General features: G+C 56.7%; 20 protein-coding genes and 1 pseudogene. 16 read left to right on the top strand and 5 right to left on the bottom strand.

The genetic code is table 11. The annotated features are described in order from the left end of the window. Nucleotides 1-48: 48 nt before the first annotated feature. From rsmE to ruvX, 4 genes are all read left to right on the top strand, one after another. Nucleotides 49-780: a 16S rRNA (uracil(1498)-N(3))-methyltransferase gene (gene rsmE, locus ABLV07_RS03915; RefSeq protein WP_015369736.1), complete on the top strand. Its 732-nt coding sequence runs from the start codon at nt 49-51 to the stop codon at nt 778-780. Nucleotides 781-828: 48 nt separating this feature from the next. Then, nucleotides 829-1,779, top strand: coding sequence for a glutathione synthase (gene gshB / locus ABLV07_RS03910; RefSeq protein WP_015369735.1), 951 nt, complete (start codon nt 829-831; stop codon nt 1,777-1,779). A gap of 130 nt (nt 1,780-1,909) precedes the next feature. Further along, nucleotides 1,910-2,473, top strand: a complete 564-nt coding sequence (locus ABLV07_RS03905) for a YqgE/AlgH family protein (protein ID WP_045392076.1) — start codon at nt 1,910-1,912, stop codon at nt 2,471-2,473. Further along, the gene (gene ruvX / locus ABLV07_RS03900) at nt 2,473-2,889 is read left to right on the top strand and encodes a Holliday junction resolvase RuvX (RefSeq protein ID WP_015369733.1); all 417 of its coding nucleotides are present in this window, start codon (nt 2,473-2,475) and stop codon (nt 2,887-2,889) included. Before ABLV07_RS03905 ends, ruvX begins: the two co-directional genes overlap by 1 nt. A 246-nt stretch (nt 2,890-3,135) precedes the next feature. Here the strand turns inward: ruvX and ABLV07_RS03895 are convergent, their stop codons facing one another. Both ABLV07_RS03895 and ABLV07_RS03890 read right to left on the bottom strand, forming a co-directional pair. After that, nucleotides 3,136-3,789 (bottom strand): LuxR C-terminal-related transcriptional regulator, encoded by a 654-nt coding sequence (locus ABLV07_RS03895; RefSeq protein ID WP_015369732.1) that lies wholly within the window; start codon nt 3,787-3,789, stop codon nt 3,136-3,138. 350 nt (nt 3,790-4,139) lie between these two features. Further along, nucleotides 4,140-5,119: pseudogene (locus ABLV07_RS03890) on the bottom strand (type IV pilus twitching motility protein PilT). 16 nt (nt 5,120-5,135) lie between these two features. Between ABLV07_RS03890 and ABLV07_RS03885 the strand changes: the two are divergent. From ABLV07_RS03885 to ABLV07_RS03850, 8 genes are all read left to right on the top strand, one after another. Then, a complete protein-coding gene (locus ABLV07_RS03885) occupies nt 5,136-5,840 on the top strand; it encodes a YggS family pyridoxal phosphate-dependent enzyme (RefSeq protein WP_046883094.1) in 705 nt (234 codons plus the stop codon). Between the two features lie 17 nt (nt 5,841-5,857). Then, nucleotides 5,858-6,424 (top strand): YggT family protein, encoded by a 567-nt coding sequence (locus ABLV07_RS03880; RefSeq protein ID WP_015369729.1) that lies wholly within the window; start codon nt 5,858-5,860, stop codon nt 6,422-6,424. Beyond that, nucleotides 6,421-6,711, top strand: a complete 291-nt coding sequence (gene yggU, locus ABLV07_RS03875; protein WP_015369728.1) for a DUF167 family protein YggU — start codon at nt 6,421-6,423, stop codon at nt 6,709-6,711. Before ABLV07_RS03880 ends, yggU begins: the two co-directional genes overlap by 4 nt. Before the next feature lie 12 nt (nt 6,712-6,723). Then, nucleotides 6,724-7,317 carry an XTP/dITP diphosphatase gene (locus ABLV07_RS03870; protein WP_015369727.1) on the top strand — a complete coding sequence of 198 codons (594 nt, stop codon included), beginning with the start codon at nt 6,724-6,726 and terminating at the stop codon, nt 7,315-7,317. Beyond that, nucleotides 7,310-8,449, top strand: coding sequence for a radical SAM family heme chaperone HemW (gene hemW / locus ABLV07_RS03865; RefSeq protein ID WP_046883095.1), 1,140 nt, complete (start codon nt 7,310-7,312; stop codon nt 8,447-8,449). Before ABLV07_RS03870 ends, hemW begins: the two co-directional genes overlap by 8 nt. A gap of 293 nt (nt 8,450-8,742) precedes the next feature. After that, the gene (locus tag ABLV07_RS03860) at nt 8,743-9,789 is read left to right on the top strand and encodes a sugar ABC transporter substrate-binding protein (protein ID WP_015369725.1); all 1,047 of its coding nucleotides are present in this window, start codon (nt 8,743-8,745) and stop codon (nt 9,787-9,789) included. A gap of 59 nt (nt 9,790-9,848) precedes the next feature. Continuing rightward, nucleotides 9,849-10,658 (top strand): ATP-binding cassette domain-containing protein, encoded by an 810-nt coding sequence (locus tag ABLV07_RS03855; RefSeq protein WP_004181271.1) that lies wholly within the window; start codon nt 9,849-9,851, stop codon nt 10,656-10,658. Between the two features lie 4 nt (nt 10,659-10,662). Further along, entirely contained in the window at nt 10,663-11,910 is a 1,248-nt protein-coding gene (locus tag ABLV07_RS03850) for an ABC transporter permease (protein WP_015369724.1), read from the top strand. A 46-nt stretch (nt 11,911-11,956) separates the two neighbouring features. Here the strand turns inward: ABLV07_RS03850 and ABLV07_RS03845 are convergent, their stop codons facing one another. From ABLV07_RS03845 to trmB, 3 genes are read right to left on the bottom strand one after another with little or no spacing between them, the layout of a single operon-like run. Further along, entirely contained in the window at nt 11,957-12,676 is a 720-nt protein-coding gene (locus tag ABLV07_RS03845; RefSeq protein ID WP_032709145.1) for a DUF2884 domain-containing protein, read from the bottom strand. Nucleotides 12,677-12,726: 50 nt separating this feature from the next. Beyond that, nucleotides 12,727-13,053, bottom strand: coding sequence for a YggL family protein (locus ABLV07_RS03840; protein ID WP_015369722.1), 327 nt, complete (start codon nt 13,051-13,053; stop codon nt 12,727-12,729). Then, entirely contained in the window at nt 13,053-13,772 is a 720-nt protein-coding gene (gene trmB, locus ABLV07_RS03835; RefSeq protein ID WP_015369721.1) for a tRNA (guanosine(46)-N7)-methyltransferase TrmB, read from the bottom strand. Before trmB ends, ABLV07_RS03840 begins: the two co-directional genes overlap by 1 nt. Nucleotides 13,773-13,908: 136 nt before the next feature. Between trmB and mutY the strand changes: the two genes are divergently transcribed. From mutY to ABLV07_RS03815, 4 genes are all read left to right on the top strand, one after another. Continuing rightward, complete coding sequence (gene mutY, locus ABLV07_RS03830) at nt 13,909-14,967, top strand: A/G-specific adenine glycosylase (RefSeq protein ID WP_020077946.1); 1,059 nt, start codon at nt 13,909-13,911, stop codon at nt 14,965-14,967. A 28-nt stretch (nt 14,968-14,995) separates the two neighbouring features. Next, nucleotides 14,996-15,271, top strand: coding sequence for an oxidative damage protection protein (locus ABLV07_RS03825; protein ID WP_004105744.1), 276 nt, complete (start codon nt 14,996-14,998; stop codon nt 15,269-15,271). Nucleotides 15,272-15,319: 48 nt separating this feature from the next. Then, nucleotides 15,320-16,402, top strand: coding sequence for a membrane-bound lytic murein transglycosylase MltC (gene mltC / locus ABLV07_RS03820; protein ID WP_015369719.1), 1,083 nt, complete (start codon nt 15,320-15,322; stop codon nt 16,400-16,402). A gap of 189 nt (nt 16,403-16,591) precedes the next feature. Next, complete coding sequence (locus ABLV07_RS03815) at nt 16,592-17,845, top strand: nucleoside permease (RefSeq protein ID WP_020077944.1); 1,254 nt, start codon at nt 16,592-16,594, stop codon at nt 17,843-17,845. Nucleotides 17,846-17,964 lie beyond the last annotated feature (119 nt).

Below are 17,964 nucleotides of genomic sequence, written 5' to 3'. Positions count from 1 at the left end.
CCCCGCTATGGGGAAGACGCTATCTGCGCGAAGAACGGAATATCAAGCATGCGCATTCCTCGCATCCACCACCCGGAACGCATTACCCCCGGTAGCCACATTGCCCTCAGCGAAGACGCAGCCAACCACGTTGGCCGCGTCCTGCGCATGAGCAAAGGTCAGGAAATCCAGCTGTTTGACGGCAGCAATCAGGTTTTCGATGCGGTCATCACCGAAGCGGGTAAGAAAAACGTCATGGTCGAGGTTATCCGTGGCCAGATCGACGATCGTGAATCACCGCTGCACATCCATCTCGGCCAGGTGATGTCACGCGGCGAAAAAATGGAATTCACCATCCAGAAATCGATCGAACTTGGCGTAAGCCTCATAACGCCACTGTTTTCCGAGCGCTGCGGCGTTAAACTGGATGCCGAACGCTTGCAGAAGAAGATTCAGCAGTGGCAGAAAATCGCTATTGCCGCCTGCGAACAGAGCGGCCGTAACATCGTGCCGGAGATTCGCCCGGCGATGCAGCTGGAAGCCTGGTGCGCCGAGGAAGAAAACGGCCTTAAGCTCAACCTGCACCCGCGCGCCAGCGCCAGCATCAATACGCTGCCGCTGCCGGTTGAACGTGTTCGCCTGCTGATTGGCCCGGAAGGCGGTCTGTCGGCGGAAGAGATAGCGATGACCGCTCGCTATCAGTTTACTGATATCCTGTTGGGACCACGCGTTCTGCGTACTGAGACCACCGCGCTCACCGCCATCACCGCGCTGCAGGTGCGTTTTGGCGATCTGGGCTAAAATCTGGCGCAACGTTCCGCAAACACGACAGCGCTAATGGAGAAAAGAATGATCAAGCTCGGCATCGTGATGGACCCTATCGCATCCATCAACATCAAAAAAGACACCAGCTTCGCTATGTTGCTGGAAGCGCAGCGTCGCGGCTATGAACTCCATTACATGGAGATGAACGACCTGTATCTCATCAACGGCGAATCCCGCGCCCGTACGCGCACGCTGAGCGTCGAGCAGAATTACGACAAGTGGTACGCGTTCACCGGCGAACAGGACCTGCCGCTGGCGGATCTCGACGTTATCCTGATGCGTAAAGACCCGCCGTTCGATACCGAGTTTATCTACGCCACCTACATTCTCGAACGCGCGGAAGAGAAAGGCACGCTTATCGTCAACAAGCCGCAGAGCCTGCGCGACTGTAACGAGAAGCTGTTTACCGCCTGGTTCTCCGATCTAACCCCGGAAACGCTGGTGACCCGTAATAAAGCCCAGTTGAAAGCGTTCTGGGAGAAACACGGCGATATCATTCTCAAACCGCTGGACGGCATGGGCGGCGCCTCAATCTTCCGCGTGAAAGCGGGCGATCCGAACCTCGGCGTCATTTCCGAAACCCTGACCGAACTGGGTAGCCGCTACTGCATGGCGCAGAATTACCTGCCTGCCATCAAAGACGGCGACAAACGTGTGCTGGTTGTGGACGGCGAACCAGTGCCATACTGCCTGGCGCGTATCCCGCAGGGCGGTGAAACGCGCGGCAACCTGGCCGCCGGCGGCCGTGGCGAAGCGCGTCCGCTGACCGAAAGCGATTGGGAAATTGCCCGCCGCGTCGGCCCGACGCTAAAAGCCAAAGGCCTTATCTTCGTCGGCCTGGATATCATCGGCGATCGTCTGACCGAAATTAACGTTACCAGCCCGACCTGCGTGCGCGAAATCGAAGCCGCTTTCCCGGACGTGTCGATTACCGGCATGCTAATGGACGCTATCGAAAAACGTATCAATAAATAAGTACTGGGGCGGGCAAACGCCCGCCCGCCAGGCGTCTTCCGGCGCCGGTAAAATAAAGTGCATCGACACGTTTCTACTTTACCCGCATACTGGGTGTTGTTTTTTTAAACCAGGAACAGAACCTCTGACAATGAATTTACAGCATCACTTTCTGATTGCCATGCCTGCGCTACAGGACCCTCTTTTCCGTCGCTCCGTCGTCTATATCTGCGAGTACAACGACGATGGCGCCATGGGCATTATCATCAATAAGCCGCTGGAAAATTTGCAGGTGGAAGGGATCCTGGAAAAACTGAAAATCGCGCCGGTGGCGCGCAACCCGGAAATTCGCCTGGATAAACCGGTGATGGTCGGCGGCCCGCTGGCGGAGGATCGCGGTTTTATCCTGCATACGCCGCCGTCTGATTTTTCCTCCAGCATCCGTATCTCCGACAACACGGTGATTACCACCTCACGCGACGTGCTGGAAACTCTCGGTACCGATAAACAACCGAGCAACGTGCTGGTCGCGTTGGGCTACGCGTCGTGGGAAAAAGGGCAACTGGAACAGGAAATTCTCGATAACGCCTGGCTTACCGCACCGGCCGATCAGAATATTTTGTTTAAAACGCCGATTGCCGACCGCTGGCGCGAAGCGGCCAAACTTATCGGTATCGATATCGTGACGATGCCTGCCGACGCGGGGCATGCATAATGAGCGGTACCTTTCTGAGTTTTGATTTTGGCACTAAAAGCATTGGCGTCGCCGTTGGGCAGCGCATTACCGGCACGGCGCGTCCGCTCCCGGCGCTGAAAGCGCAGGACGGCAAACCGGACTGGAACATCATCGAAAAGCTGTTGAAAGAGTGGCAGCCGGAAGCGGTGATTGTCGGCCTGCCGCTGAACATGGACGGCACCGAACAGCCGCTAACCGCGCGCGCACGTAACTTCGCCAATAAAATTCATGGCCGCTTCGGCGTGAAAATCACCCTCCACGACGAGCGTTTAAGCACCGTCGAAGCCCGCGCAGGGCTGTTCGAACACGGAGGTTTTCGCGCGCTCAATAAAGGCAGCGTTGATTCCGCCTCTGCCGTGGTTATCCTCGAAAGCTATTTCGAACAGGGATACTAATCGGTAGCTCTGGGATGAAAGCGAAGCATAGATTCGCGTTTGCGCCGGGTGGCGGCTTCGCCTTACCCGGCCTACAACCCCCCGCTGGAGTAACCCGTAGGCCCGCGCAAGCGTAGCGCCGCCGGGCAATCATGGCAGCGGATGCGGAGCCGCTTTTGCGCCGGGTGGCGGCTTCGCCTTACCCGGCCTACAACTCCCTCGCTGGCATAACCCGTAGGCCATCGCAAGCGTAGCGCCGCCGGGCAATCAGTGACGCAGATGTTCATTCGCCCAGCTTACCGCCTGGGTACGGTTCTTCACGCTCAATTTGCGGAACACATTGTACAGATGAGTACGTACCGTGTTTTCGCTGATGAACAGCGCGCGGGCAATATCCATATTCGTTGCGCCGCAGCGCAGCTCGTTGAGGATCTCACATTCACGCTCGGTCAACGGTGAGTTCTCCGTCGGCGCCGTGACCTGATCCGCAGAATACAGCGCCGGGTGCATCACGCTCAATTCAGCCGTCTGCTCGCCATTTAATACGGCTTTGACGCCCTCAATTAAGCGCGATTGGTCATCGTCATGGCGGAATACGCCATATAACGCAGGCCATTGCGCCATTTCGTAAAGCTCATACTTTTGCGCGCTATTGATAATCAACAGACGCGGATTATCTGCCTGTACGCGAATAATATCTCGCCACACGCCATTCAATTTCTTATTAGAGACGGCAATATCAAACAATATTACGGAGTCTTTTGCCAGACGTTGAGTTAGCGGTTTGTTGATATTATGCAGAGTTACGTTTACGGATAGCTTCTCAGTCAACCACGTCGCAAATGCATTACTCTGAATGGACGGATGAGTAATGAAAGTCACCTGACGCGAATGCAGTAAATTCTCCGATAAATTAATCACTTGAAACTCTCCTTAGCAGTACCCCGCCATCTTAGCGGTTAAATTAACTGAAAATTAAACGTTCAATAATGTATTTATATTTTCAAATACACTTTGGATATTGAAACATCATTTCATGAGAATCTTCCTATTCCCGTAAACAGCATAAATCGAACCCCGCAAAAGTGTCAAAAGGTAATCCCATTTTTTTCCTGGTTAAGCGGGGTAAATGTAAGCCCGCTGTCATAACATTCATTATTTCGGCTTAGGTCGTACCACTTATTTGTATTATGAAATCATTAATCAAAACATTAATTGAACACTGAATTAACAATTTAATGAATACCACCTTTGTTTCATCACGGCATAAGCTATAACTCACCTGCTAACGCACGTTGTTGAAAACTCTGCGCAAAGGTTTGCATTCCTGCCTGTTGACTGGTTTGCATCACGCCGGGTAGCTGATGCGTTTTTCCTTCGCGGATCAAATTTGCCACCGCTGGCGTGTTCACTAAAAGTTCGTATAGCGCAACCCGGCCGCCGGAAGCATTTGGCAACAATTTTTGCGCCGCCACGGCGCATAAGCTCCCTGCCAGCTGACTGCGAACCGGCTCTTTTTCTTCCGCCGGGAACACATCCACCAGCCGCTCGACGGCCTGCGCCGCGCTGCGGGTATGCAGCGTCGCCATCACCAGGTGCCCGGTTTCGGCGCGGTCAGCGCCAGGCGGATGGTTTCGCTATCGCGTAGCTCACCTAATAAGATCACGTCCGGGTCCTGACGCAGCGCCACGCGTAGCGCCGCCGCGAAGGAGGAGCAATGGCGGCCGATTTCGCGCTGCTGGATCAGGCAGTTCCTGCTGGCGTGAATAAACTCCACGGGATCCTCAAGGGTTAAAATATGACCATGGCGATGTTGATTGAGGTAGTCCACCATCGCCGCCAGGGTGGTCGACTTGCCGCTACCGGTAGCGCCGGTAACCAGGATCAAACCACTCTCTTCATTTAACAGTTCGCTAAGCGCGGCGGGCGCGCCCAAATCACCCAACTGCGGGCATCGCTGCGGCAAAAGACGCAGCGCCAACGACAAGCCGCGCGCGTGGGCAAAAGCGCTGGCACGCAGCCGCGGCCCATCTGAGAGGGCCAGGGCAAAGTCCACCTGGCCATCGGCACGCCACTGCGCCAACTGTGGGTCGTTAAGCCAGCGAGTGAGGATTTCCTCAACATCCGGCGAAGTAAACGGTGCAGGCTCAAGCTTTCCCAAACGACGCCAGCGCGGCGGATACGCGCTGCACAGGTGTAGATCGGAGACGTTATGCTTTACACTAAGGGCCACGATTTCTTCCAGCTCCATAACTGATCCTCGGAATATGAACGATATTGCGCATAACCTGGCACAGGTCCGGGATAAAATCTCAGGCGCCGCCGCCCGCTGCGGCCGCGCTCCAGAAGAAGTTACGTTGCTTGCAGTGAGTAAAACCAAACCTGCGAGCGCTATCGAAGAAGCGATGGCCGCAGGACAGCGGGCATTCGGCGAAAACTACGTCCAGGAAGGGGTGGATAAAATCCGCTATTTCCAGCAGGCGGGCGCCAGCGGTCTGCAGTGGCACTTCATCGGCCCGCTGCAGTCCAACAAAAGCCGGCTGGTGGCCGAGCATTTTGACTGGTGCCACACCGTCGACCGGTTGAAAATCGCCAGCCGCCTGAGCGAGCAACGTCCGGCGGATCTAGCGCCGCTGAACGTGCTGATTCAAATCAACATCAGCGATGAACAGAGTAAATCCGGGATCCCGCTGGCGGAGCTTGACGCTTTAGCCGCCGGCATCGACGCCTTACCGAACCTACAGCTTCGCGGGTTAATGGCCATTCCGGCGCCAGAGTCAGAATATGAAAGGCAGTTTGCCGTCGCCCAACAAATGGCGGTAGCATTCGCGCAACTGAAAACGCTCTACCCTTCGGTTGATACGCTCTCTCTGGGCATGTCGGATGACATGGAAGCCGCTATCGCGGCGGGAAGCACTATGGTGCGCATCGGGACCGCAATCTTCGGCGCGCGCGACTACAGCAAAAAATAAGGAATCTGAGGAACGCCATGAAGACGTTGACCTTCCTGCTCTCAACGGTCATTGAGCTCTACACAATGGTCATGTTGTTACGCGTCTGGATGCAGTGGGCGCGCTGCGACTTTTACAATCCGTTTTCACAGTTCGTCGTGAAAGCGACCCAGCCAATCGTCGGGCCGCTGCGCCGGATTATCCCGGCAATGGGGCCGCTGGATAGCGCCTCCCTGCTGGTCGCCTTCGTGCTCTGCGTTATCAAAGCGATCGTGCTGTTTATGGTGGTCACCTTCCAGCCGATTATCTGGATTGCCGCGGTGCTGATCCTGCTGAAAACCATCGGTTCGCTGATTTTCTGGGTGCTGCTATTGATGGCGATCATGAGCTGGGTAAGCCAGGGCCGCAGCCCGGTGGAATACGTGCTGATGCAGTTGGCCGACCCACTGCTGCGCCCGATCCGCAACCTGCTGCCATCCATGGGCGGCATCGACTTTTCGCCGATGGTGCTGGTCCTGCTGCTATACGTGATTAACATGGGTATCGCCGAGCTGCTGCAAGCTACTGGCAATGTCCTGCTTCCGGGGCTGTGGATGGCGCTATGAGTGCCGTTGAAGTCTGCGCTGACGGGCTGGTGCTCAGGCTGTATATTCAGCCAAAGGCCAGCCGCGACAGCCTTGTTGGTCTGCATGGCGACGAGCTCAAAGTCGCCATCACCGCCCCACCCGTCGACGGCCAGGCAAATGCCCATCTGGTTAAATATCTCGCTAAACAGTTCCGCGTCGCGAAAAGCCAGGTGCTTATCGAAAAAGGCGAACTGGGCCGTCACAAACAGGTAAAAATCATTCACCCGCAGCAGATCCCGCCCGCCGTCGCGGCGCTGACTGACTAAACAGGATTGAATATGCAAAAAGTTGTACTCGCTACCGGCAACGCCGGTAAAGTTCGCGAGCTGGCCTCGCTGCTGGAAGATTTTGGGCTCGACGTCGTCGCCCAGACCGAGCTTGGGGTCGATTCCGCCGAAGAAACCGGCCTGACCTTTATCGAAAACGCGATCCTCAAAGCGCGTCACGCCGCGCAGGTCACCGGCCTGCCGGCCATCGCCGACGACTCGGGTCTGGCGGTGGATGCGCTGGGCGGCGCGCCGGGCATTTACTCCGCTCGCTACTCGGGTGAAAACGCCAGCGACCAGCAGAATCTGGAAAAGCTGCTGGATGCCCTGCAGGACGTGCCCGATGAGCAACGCCAGGCCCAGTTCCACTGCGTGCTGGTGTATCTGCGCCATGCCGAAGACCCGACACCGCTGGTGTGCCACGGCAGCTGGCCGGGCGTGATTACTCGCCAGGCGGCGGGTAGCGGCGGCTTTGGTTATGACCCGATTTTCTTTGTTCCGTCCGAGGGTAAAACCGCAGCGGAACTGAGCCGTGAAGAGAAAAGCGCCATTTCCCACCGTGGGCAGGCGCTGAAACTGTTACTGGAAGCATTACGTAATGGCTAATTTGCCGCCTCTCAGTCTTTATATTCATATCCCGTGGTGCGTGCAGAAATGCCCGTACTGCGATTTCAATTCGCATGCGTTAAAGGGCGAAGTGCCGCACGACGACTACGTCCAGCACCTGCTTGCCGATCTGCGCCACGATGCGCCATACGCACAAGGACGTGAAATTAAGACTATTTTTATCGGCGGCGGTACGCCGAGCCTGCTTTCCGGCTCGGCGATGCAAACCCTGCTGGATGGCGTGCGCGCCTGCCTGCCGCTGGCGGCGGATGCGGAGATCACCATGGAAGCCAATCCGGGGACCGTGGAGGCCGATCGCTTCGTTGAGTATCAGCGTGCCGGGGTCAACCGTATCTCCATCGGCGTACAGAGCTTTAGCGAGCCCAAATTGCAGCGTCTGGGACGTATTCACGGCCCGGAAGAGGCAAAACGCGCGGCGCGGCTGGCGAGCGGCCTCGGGCTGCGTAGCTTTAACCTCGATTTAATGCATGGCCTACCGGACCAGTCGCTGGATGAGGCGCTGGATGATTTGCGCCAGGCGATCGCGCTGAATCCGCCGCATCTGTCGTGGTATCAGTTGACTATTGAGCCGAACACGCTGTTTGGTTCGCGCCCGCCGGTGTTACCGGATGACGATGCGCTGTGGGATATTTTCGAACAGGGACATCAATTGCTGAGCGCCGCAGGTTATCAGCAATACGAGACCTCCGCTTACGCCAAACCAGGCTATCAGTGCCAGCACAATCTCAACTACTGGCGCTTTGGCGACTACCTCGGTATCGGCTGCGGCGCACACGGCAAAGTGACCTTCCCTGATGGCCGCATTCTGCGTACGGCAAAAACCCGTCACCCGCGCGGCTACATGGAAGGCCGTTACCTGGAGCGTCAGCACGACGTGGAGGCGGCGGATAAACCGTTCGAGTTCTTTATGAACCGCTTCCGCCTGCTGGAGGCCGCGCCGCGCGCGGAGTTCAGCTTGTATACCGGACTTGATGAGCAGGTTATCCGTCCGCAAATCGATGCCGCCATCGCCGAAGGCTATCTGCTGGAAGATGCGCAAAACTGGCAGATTACCGAGCACGGTAAGCTGTTTTTAAATTCGCTGCTGGAGCTGTTCCTCAGCGAAGAGTAATCCCTGCGGGCGGCACGTCGTCGCCCGTATCTTTCCCCTTACATCCTCTCCCGCCACGGTCAAATAGACTGGCGTTTTTTTGTTCACTTATTTGCAGCGAATCACAAAATCCGATCGACTTTTTTCCTTTTCTTGACTCATTTTTTGCGCAGTGGTAATCCTGCTTCATCGGTTGAGCAAATGTAAAACCGACGTATCCTACATGTGAATTATTGGTAACTCTGATTAAAAAAAGTCTCTGTAACGTCGGCGCAACCCGGCGGGCTTAAGCCTATAAAAAAGAGGGTAACACAATGAATTACCGTAATATATTTATCACACTCGCCGCACTATCCGGCACCGTCACGGCTTCAGCCTGGTCTGCAGAGTCCGCCACCGTGGCCTTTTTAATGCCCGATCAGGCCTCTACCCGCTATGAGCAGCACGACTTCCCCGGTTTTAAGGCGGAAATGAGCAAGCTTTGCGCGGAATGTAAGGTCATCTATCAGAATGCCAACGCCAACGCGTCGCTCCAGCAGCAGCAGTTCAACTCGGTAATCGCCCAGGGAGCGAAAGTGATCGTCCTGGATCCGGTTGACTCTTCCGCCGCCGCCGCGCTGGTCGAAAACGCCCAGGCGCAGGGGGTCAAGGTCATCGCCTATGACCGCCCGGTGCCAAACAAACCGGCCGATTTTTATGTTTCGTTTGATAACGAGGGCATTGGCTACGCCATCGCGAAATCCCTCACCGACCACCTGAAAGCGAGCGGCGTGCCGCAGGATGCCGGCGTGCTGCAAATTAACGGTTCGCCAACCGATGCCGCCGCAGGGCTGATCCGCGACGGTATCCATCGCGGATTGAAAGAGTCCGGTTACAAAACGCTGGCCGAATTCGACACCCCGGAGTGGGCGCCGCCGAAAGCCCAGGAGTGGACCGCCGGGCAGGTTACCCGCTTTGGCGACAAAATTAAGGGCGTGGTCGCGGCGAACGACGGTACCGGCGGCGGGGCGATTGCCGCCTTTAAGGCTGCCGGCGTCCAGCCGCTGCCGCCGGTCACCGGCAATGACGCCACTATCGCCGCGCTGCAGCTGATCATCGCCGGCGACCAGTACAACACCATCTCCAAGCCATCGGAGATCGTTGCCGCAGCGGCGGCCAAAGTGGCGGTTGATTTTATTCAGGGCAAAAAACCGCAGGCCAGCACCACCCTGTACAACACCCCTTCCCAGCTATTTACCCCGGAAGTGGTGACCGCCAAAAACATCAAAGCGGAAATCTTCGATAAAAAAATCCAGACCTGGGATCAGGTGTGTAGCGGCGAATACGCCGCCGCCTGCCAGAAGTTAGGCATCAGCAAGTAACCTGTGACCCTGCGCCCGCCGCGGCGGGCGTGATTTCGCCATTATTGAGGTCGTTTTGTATGCCGCAACAACAACACAACTCCGCCGCCGGGCGGCCAATACTGCAACTGCGCAACGTCTCTAAACATTTTGGCGCGGTGTCGGCGCTGACGGATATCGAATTAGAAGTCCACGCCGGCGAGGTGGTCGCGCTGGTCGGCGACAACGGCGCGGGCAAATCCACGCTGGTGAAGATCCTCGCCGGCGTCCACCAGCCGACCTCCGGCACCATTGAGTTTGACGGCAACCCTGTCACCCTCGATAGCCCCGGCAAAGCGCTGGAATACGGTATTGCCACGGTGTTTCAGGATCTGGCGCTGTGTGAAAACCTTGATGTGGTAGCAAACCTGTTTCTGGGTCATGAAATTTCGCCGTTCCAGCTCGATGAAGTGGCGATGGAAGTGAAAGCCTGGACGCTGCTGCAGGAGCTGGCGGCACGTATTCCGTCGGTACGCGAACCGGTGGCATCGCTTTCCGGCGGCCAGCGGCAGACCGTCGCCATCGCCCGTTCGCTGCTGCTGAACCCTAAAATCATTATGCTCGATGAGCCCACCGCGGCGCTGGGCGTCGCGCAGACCGCGGAAGTGCTCAACCTGATTGAGCGCGTTCGCGAGCGCGGGCTTGGCGTCATCATCATCAGCCACAACATGGAAGACGTTCGCGCCGTCGCCGACCGTATCGTGGTGCTACGTCTCGGGCGCAACAAAGGGATCTTCACGCCCGATGCTTCCAATCAGGATCTGGTCGCCGCGATCACCGGCGCGACGGAAAACGCCGTTTCACGCCGGGTTGAACGTAAATCACAGCCAACAACTTCCGGAGCGATGTAATTTTATGAACAGTAAGACCGCATCCCACACCGCGCTGGATCGCAGCGATGAGCGCGTTCGTCACGACGAGGGGCTGTTTGGCGCCCTGCGCGCGCAGATAACCCGCATCAAAACCGGCGATCTCGGCACCGCGCCGGTGATAGCCGGGCTGATTGTGATTTCCCTGGTTTTCACCTTTCTCAACCCGGTCTATATCGCGCCGAATAACCTGGTGAACCTGCTGTTTGACTGCGCGACGGTCGGGTTTATCTCGCTCGGCATCGTCTGCGTGCTGATGCTTGGTGAGATAGACCTGTCGGTCGGCTCCATGAGCGGCCTGGCATCGGCTATCGTCGGCGTGCTGTGGGTGAACGCAGGATGGCCGCTGGCGGGAGCCATCGCCGTGGCGCTGGCCTGCGGCGTGGCCGTCGGGCTGGTCTACGCGCTACTGTATACCCGCGTCGGAATGCCAAGTTTCGTCGCCACTCTCGCCGGCCTGCTGGCGCTGCTGGGCATGCAGCTGTATATCCTCGGGCCGAGCGGCAGCATCAACCTGCCCTATACTTCGCCGCTGGTGCGCTTTGGCCAACTGCTGGTGATGCCCGGCTGGTTCTCACACCTGATGGCATTGCTGCCAGGACTGGCGATTATTGTCTTTGGTCTGAAAAAACGCTCGCGGCGGCTGGCGGCCAATCTTTCCGCCGAGGGAGTCAGCTCGCTACTGGCGCGCGCGATCGCGCTGACGATTATCTTCGAGGCCGCGGTGCTTTACCTCAATCAGGGGCGCGGTATTCCGTGGATTTTCGGTCTCTTTGTCGCCTGCGTGATGATCCTCAACTACGCGCTGAAACGGACAAAATGGGGTCGCTCGATGTTCGCGGTCGGCGGCAACCGTGAAGCGGCGCGCCGTTCGGGAATTAACGTGCGGGCGATTTATGTGAGCGCTTTTGTTCTGTGTACCACGCTTGCGACCTTCGGCGGCATTCTCGCGGCGTCGCGACTGGCTTCCGCCAGCCAGCAGGCCGGCACCGGCGACGTCAACCTCAACGCCATCGCCGCGGCGGTGATCGGCGGCACCAGCCTGTTCGGCGGACGCGGCAGCGCCTGGTCCGCGCTATTGGGGATCATCGTGATTCAGTCGATTTCAAATGGGCTGACGCTGTTGAACCTGCCGTCTTCGCTGCGCTATATCATTACCGGCGCGGTACTGGCGATTGCGGTAATCATTGATTCTCTGGCTCGCCGTTCACGCGTGTCGCACGGCCGCGCCTGAGTGGATAAGTGCGCGGCCCAAAGAAATGCGGGCCGCGAAATCTTGCTTACTTTAACGAACCAACCAGCGCTTTGCGGCTCTCTTCCAGCGAGACCACCCGGCTGCAAACATCTTTGCCGAACTGCTGGAAATCCGCTTCCTGGTTTTTCCACTCATCCTGGATTGCGGTTTGCAGGCCGCCAAGACTGCCGAGAATGCCCTGCAGCGGATTGCCGCCGCCTTTAAGCACCGCTTTGGCGCCCATCTCGTTAATGCTGTCCTGCAGAATGCCGCCCATCGCCTGATTCACCAGTTGTTGGCCATCGGCGCGAACCTGGTCGATGGCTTTATAGTGGAAAGTCAGGCCATCGCTGCGACGTTCGATAATGCGGTTCATCTGTTCTTTCAGCTGCGCGTCCAGCTTGGTCAGGCGGCTATGCATACTGCTGCTGGCGCCGACCTGTTCGGTGATGATTTTATCCAGCGCCTTGCGGCCCTTTTCGACCCGCGAACGCGCGCCATCATCAATCCACGGCAGACTGCTGCGCAGACCGGCCTGATAATCTTGCGCCTGTTCGCGCTGGGCGGCGCTAAGGGCATAGGCTTTACCGTTAAAGGTCAGATTACCGTCCGGCTTAATCACCAGATCGCCGTTTTCACCCTTCACCTGCACCTGCTGCGGGCTGAGGATCACATCGTCACGCGGCGTGACGCTACACTGGTAGTCCGCGTGGGCAGACAAAGCGGTGACGGAAAGCGCCACCGCCAGCAGCGTTTTACGCATCATTTTACTCCCTTAAGACAAATCGGGCCGGCAATTGCCGACCCTTGTCAAACTTAGTCCCACCAGACGTCAAAAAGTTCGCTGGTGCGCACATCCGCTAATTTACGATCTTCCAGCCACTTACGAACGATGGCCTGATGCTCTTCGGTACATTTACCGATTTCCTGCATGCAGATGAGCCCTTCCCACGAGAGATAGCCGCTGCCGTCAAAGGCCAGTTTATTCGGCTCAATGACCTCTTCGATCAGATCGTTGACCGTCTGGTCGATCTGCTCTTCGCTGGTCCCTTCCGGGAAACGCCAGGCTACGGAGAAACCTAACTCCTGAAACTCGTCGATATGCATTTTTTTACGCAGACGACGGCTACGATTCTTGGCCATTATTTCACCCTCTCGAACATTAAGTCCCATACGCCGTGGCCAAGACGATGGCCACGTTGTTCAAATTTGGTTACCGGGCGCGATTCCGGGCGCGGTACGTAATCGTTACTTTCCGACCGGTTACGATAGCCTTCCAGCGAAGACATCACTTCCAGCATATGCTCAGCATAGGCTTCCCAGTCGGTCGCCATATGGAAGACACCGCCCAGCTTCAGTTTGCTTTTTACCAGCTCGGCGAAAGGCGGCTGCACGATACGACGTTTATTATGACGCGCTTTATGCCACGGGTCAGGGAAAAACAGCTGCACCATATTCAGCGAGTTATCCGGGATCATAGTGTGCAGCACTTCGACCGCATCGTGACACATTACGCGCAGGTTTTGTACGCCTTCTTCTTCCGCGGAAGCCAGGCACGCGCCGACGCCCGGCGAGTGCACTTCAATACCGAGGAAGTTTTGCTCCGGTTTAGCTTTCGCCATCGCCACCAGCGAGGCGCCCATACCGAAACCAATTTCTAAGGTGACCGGCGCTTCGCGGCCAAACAGAGCGGCGAAATCGAGCGGCGCATCGTTGAATTCAACGCCCATCACCGGCCAAATGTTATCCAGCGCATGCTGCTGCCCTTTCGTCAGGCGGCCCTGGCGACGGACGAAGCTACGAATACGGCGCAGCGGGCGACCGTTTTCATCGAATTCCGGAGAAATGACGTCGTTTTTCATAAAAGTTAAGTCTGCTTGTGAATGTGTTCGGAAAACGGGCATTATCCAAAGTTACCCGGCGGATGCAAGGGTTTACAGCCACTCGCCCTTGTGCTGCAATCTGCCACCCTGTAATCGCGATTCCGGAGCCGTAGCTTTGACTTTTCTCGCCGCGCAATTTTCAGCCCAGGTCCTGGACTGGTACGACAAATACGGCCGTAAAACCCTGCCCTGGCAAATCGCCAAGACGCCCTACAAAGTATGGCTCTCCGAAGTGATGTTGCAACAAACCCAGGTCACCACGGTTATTCCCTATTTTGAACGCTTTATGGCGCGTTTCCCAACGGTTGTTGATTTAGCCAACGCGCCGCTGGATGAAGTGCTGCATCTGTGGACCGGCCTTGGCTACTACGCGCGGGCGCGCAATTTACATAAAGCCGCGCAGCAGGTCGCCACGCAACACGGCGGCGAGTTCCCGCAAACCTTTGAAGAGGTGGCCGCGCTTCCCGGCGTCGGGCGCTCGACGGCGGGGGCGATTTTATCCCTTTCGCTCGGTCAGCATTATCCGATTCTCGACGGCAACGTGAAGCGGGTACTCGCCCGCTGCTATGCTGTGAGCGGCTGGCCGGGGAAAAAAGAGGTGGAAAAACGGCTGTGGGAAATAAGCGAAGAGGTGACGCCGGCGCAGGGCGTAGAGCGCTTCAACCAGGCGATGATGGATCTCGGCGCCATGGTTTGTACCCGCTCGAAGCCGAAGTGCGAACTGTGCCCGCTGAGTAACGGCTGCGTGGCCTACGCTAACCATTCATGGGCGGAATATCCGGGGAAAAAACCGAAGCAGACCATCCCGGAGCGCACCGGCTACTTCCTGCTGATGCAGCACGGCGACGAGGTATTTCTTTCCCAACGTCCGCCGGTGGGTTTATGGGGCGGGTTGTTCTGTTTTCCGCAATTTGAGGATGAAGCCGGGCTGCGTGAGTGGCTGGCGCAACGTCAGATAAAGGCCGATAATCTGACGCAATTAACCGCCTTCCGCCACACTTTCAGCCATTTCCACCTGGATATTGTGCCGATGTGGCTTACAGTGCACTCATCTGGCGCATGCATGGATGAAGGTAACGCACTCTGGTATAACTTAGCGCAGCCGCCATCGGTCGGACTGGCGGCCCCCGTGGAGCGCTTGTTGCAACAGTTGAAAGCCGGAACGCCGGTCTAGTTTTTTCGGCTATAAAAGAGGATTGATTATGAGCAGAACGATTTTTTGTACTTTCCTGCAGCGTGAAGCGGACGGCCAGGATTTCCAGCTCTATCCGGGCGAGCTCGGTAAGCGCATTTACAACGAAATTTCCAAAGAGGCCTGGGCGCAGTGGCAGCATAAGCAGACCATGCTGATCAACGAGAAAAAACTCAGCATGATGAACCCGGAGCACCGCAAGCTGCTGGAACAGGAGATGGTGCAGTTCCTGTTTGAAGGGAAAGACGTTCACATCGAAGGCTACACGCCGCCGGAAAAACAGTAAGGGCCTCACGGCCTTTACCAAACAAACACAACACGCACTCCCGGAATGATGAAAAAATACTTAGCGCTCGCGCTGATTGCGCCATTGCTCGTGTCCTGTTCCAGTTCCAATAAAAAAGGCGCCGAATATAACGAGGCCTGGGTCAAGGACACTAACGGATTCGATATCCTGATGGGCCAGTTTGCCCATAACATCGAGAACATTTGGGGGTATAACGAAGTTCTGCTCGCCGGGCCGAAGGACTACGTAAAATATACCGATCAATATCAAACCCGCAGCCACATCAACTTTGATGCCGGTACGATTACCGTCGAGACCATCGCCGGAACCGATCCGCAAGGACGGTTACGCCAGGCGATTATCAAAACTCTGTTGATGGGCGATGACCCCAACTCTATCGACCTCTATTCCGATGTCGATGATATTCAGATTTCCAAAGAACCGTTCCTCTACGGCCAGGTCGTCGATAACACCGGCGAATCCATCCGCTGGGAGTGGCGCGCCGCGCGCTATGCCGATTATCTGCTGCAAACCCGCCTGAAGAGCCGCAGCAATGGCCTGCGCGTGGTCTATAGCATCACCATCAACCTGGTGCCTAACCACCTCGATAAACGTGCGCATAAATATCTCGGCATGGTGCGCCAGGCCTCGCGTAAATATGGCGTTGATGAGTCGCTGATCCTTGCGATTATGCAAACAGAATCATCGTTTAACCCCTATGCGGTGAGCCACGCGGATGCCATGGGGCTGATGCAGGTCGTACAGCATAGCGCGGGGAAAGACGTCTTCCGCTCGCAGGGCAAATCCGGCCTGCCGAGCCGCAGCTATCTGTTTGACCCGGCGAATAACATCGATACCGGCACCGCCTATCTGGCGATGCTGAACAACGTTTATCTCGCCGGCATCGATAACCCCACCTCGCGTCGCTACGCGGTGATCACCGCCTATAACGGCGGCGCCGGCAGCGTACTGCGCGTCTTCTCCAGCGATAAAGTCCAGGCGGCGAACATCATTAACAGTATGGCGCCAGGCGACGTCTACCAGACGCTCACCACCCGCCATCCATCTGCCGAATCACGCCGTTATCTGTATAAAGTTAACACCGCGCAAAAAAGCTATCGCCGTAAGTAACGCTTCTCCCCCACAGGCCCGGGCATCGCACCGGGCCTCTCTTTTTTTATGACATACTTGGTAATATCTTTCGATTTTCTGCGGCAGTTAACAGAAGCTTGCAATCGCTGAATGATAGAATCGCATCAAAATAACGGTGGTTATGTTATTTAAAAAACATAACCAGCCCACATTCGTGAGGATAAATACATGAATCTTAAGCTGCAGTTAAAAATACTGTCGTTCCTGCAGTTCTGCCTTTGGGGGAGTTGGCTAACCACGCTCGGCTCGTACATGTTCGTCACCCTGAAGTTTGACGGCGCGGCCATCGGCGCGGTGTATAGCTCGCTCGGTATCGCCGCCGTTCTGATGCCTACGCTGCTCGGGATCGTCGCCGATAAATGGATCAGCGCCAAATGGGTGTATGCCATCTGCCACCTGGTCGGCGCGTTAACGCTGTACCTCGCGGCGCAGGTCACTACGCCAGGCGAGATGTTCCTCGTGATCTTGCTTAACTCGTTGGCCTATATGCCGACGCTTGGCTTGATCAACACCATCTCCTACTACCGCCTGCAGTCGGCGGGGCTGGATATCGTGACCGATTTCCCGCCAATTCGTATCTGGGGCACCATCGGCTTTATCCTCGCCATGTGGGGCGTTAGCTTCTCGGGCTTCGAGCTTAGCCATATGCAGCTTTATATCGGCGCGACGCTGTCGGTCTTGCTGGCGCTGTTCACCCTGACGCTGCCGCATATTCCGGTCGCCAACGCCCAGCGCAACCAGAGCTGGACCGAGATGCTCGGCCTGAACGCCTTTGCGCTGTTTAAAAACAAGCGTATGGCAATCTTCTTTATCTTCTCCATGATGCTCGGCGCCGAACTGCAGATCACCAATATGTTTGGCAACACCTTCCTGCACAGCTTCGATAAAGACCCGCTGTTCTCCGGTAGCTTTATCGTCGAGCACGCATCGGTATTGATGTCGATTTCGCAGATCTCCGAAACGTTGTTTATTCTGACTATCCCGTTCTTCCTTAGCCGCTACGGCATTAAGAACGTGATGCTGATTAGTATCGTGGCGTGGATGCTGCGCTTCGGCCTGTTCGCCTTCGGCGACCCGACGCCGTTCGGTACCGTCCTGCTGGTGCTGTCGATGATCGTCTACGGCTGCGCCTTCGACTTCTTCAACATCTCCGGTTCAGTGTTCGTTGAGAAAGAGGTGCGTCCGGAAATCCGCGCCAGCGCCCAGGGTATGTTCCTGATGATGACCAACGGCTTCGGCTGCATCCTTGGTGGGATGGTGAGCGGCAAAGTTGTCGAGCACTTTACCATTGAGGGGATCACTAACTGGCAAAGCGTGTGGCTGATTTTCGCCGCCTACTCGCTGGTGCTGGCCGTCGCTTTCGTGGCGCTGTTCAAGTATCAACACGTCAGACAGCCTGCCGCCGCGCGCCAGAACGCCTGATCGTCATTGCCCGGTGACGGCTGACGCCTTACCGGGCCTACAGAATTTGTAGATACTGTTATCGGTTTGCAACGGTTTTGTCGCACAGGGGTTTTCCCGGAGGCGGCGCGTTGCGCCTT

Source organism: Klebsiella sp. CN_Kp097 (assembly GCF_040064495.1).
GTDB classification, from domain to species: Bacteria; Pseudomonadota; Gammaproteobacteria; order Enterobacterales; family Enterobacteriaceae; genus Klebsiella; species Klebsiella aerogenes.
The sequence above is the reverse complement of the archived record's forward strand: the minus strand, read 5'-3'. Positions and strand labels throughout refer to the sequence as shown.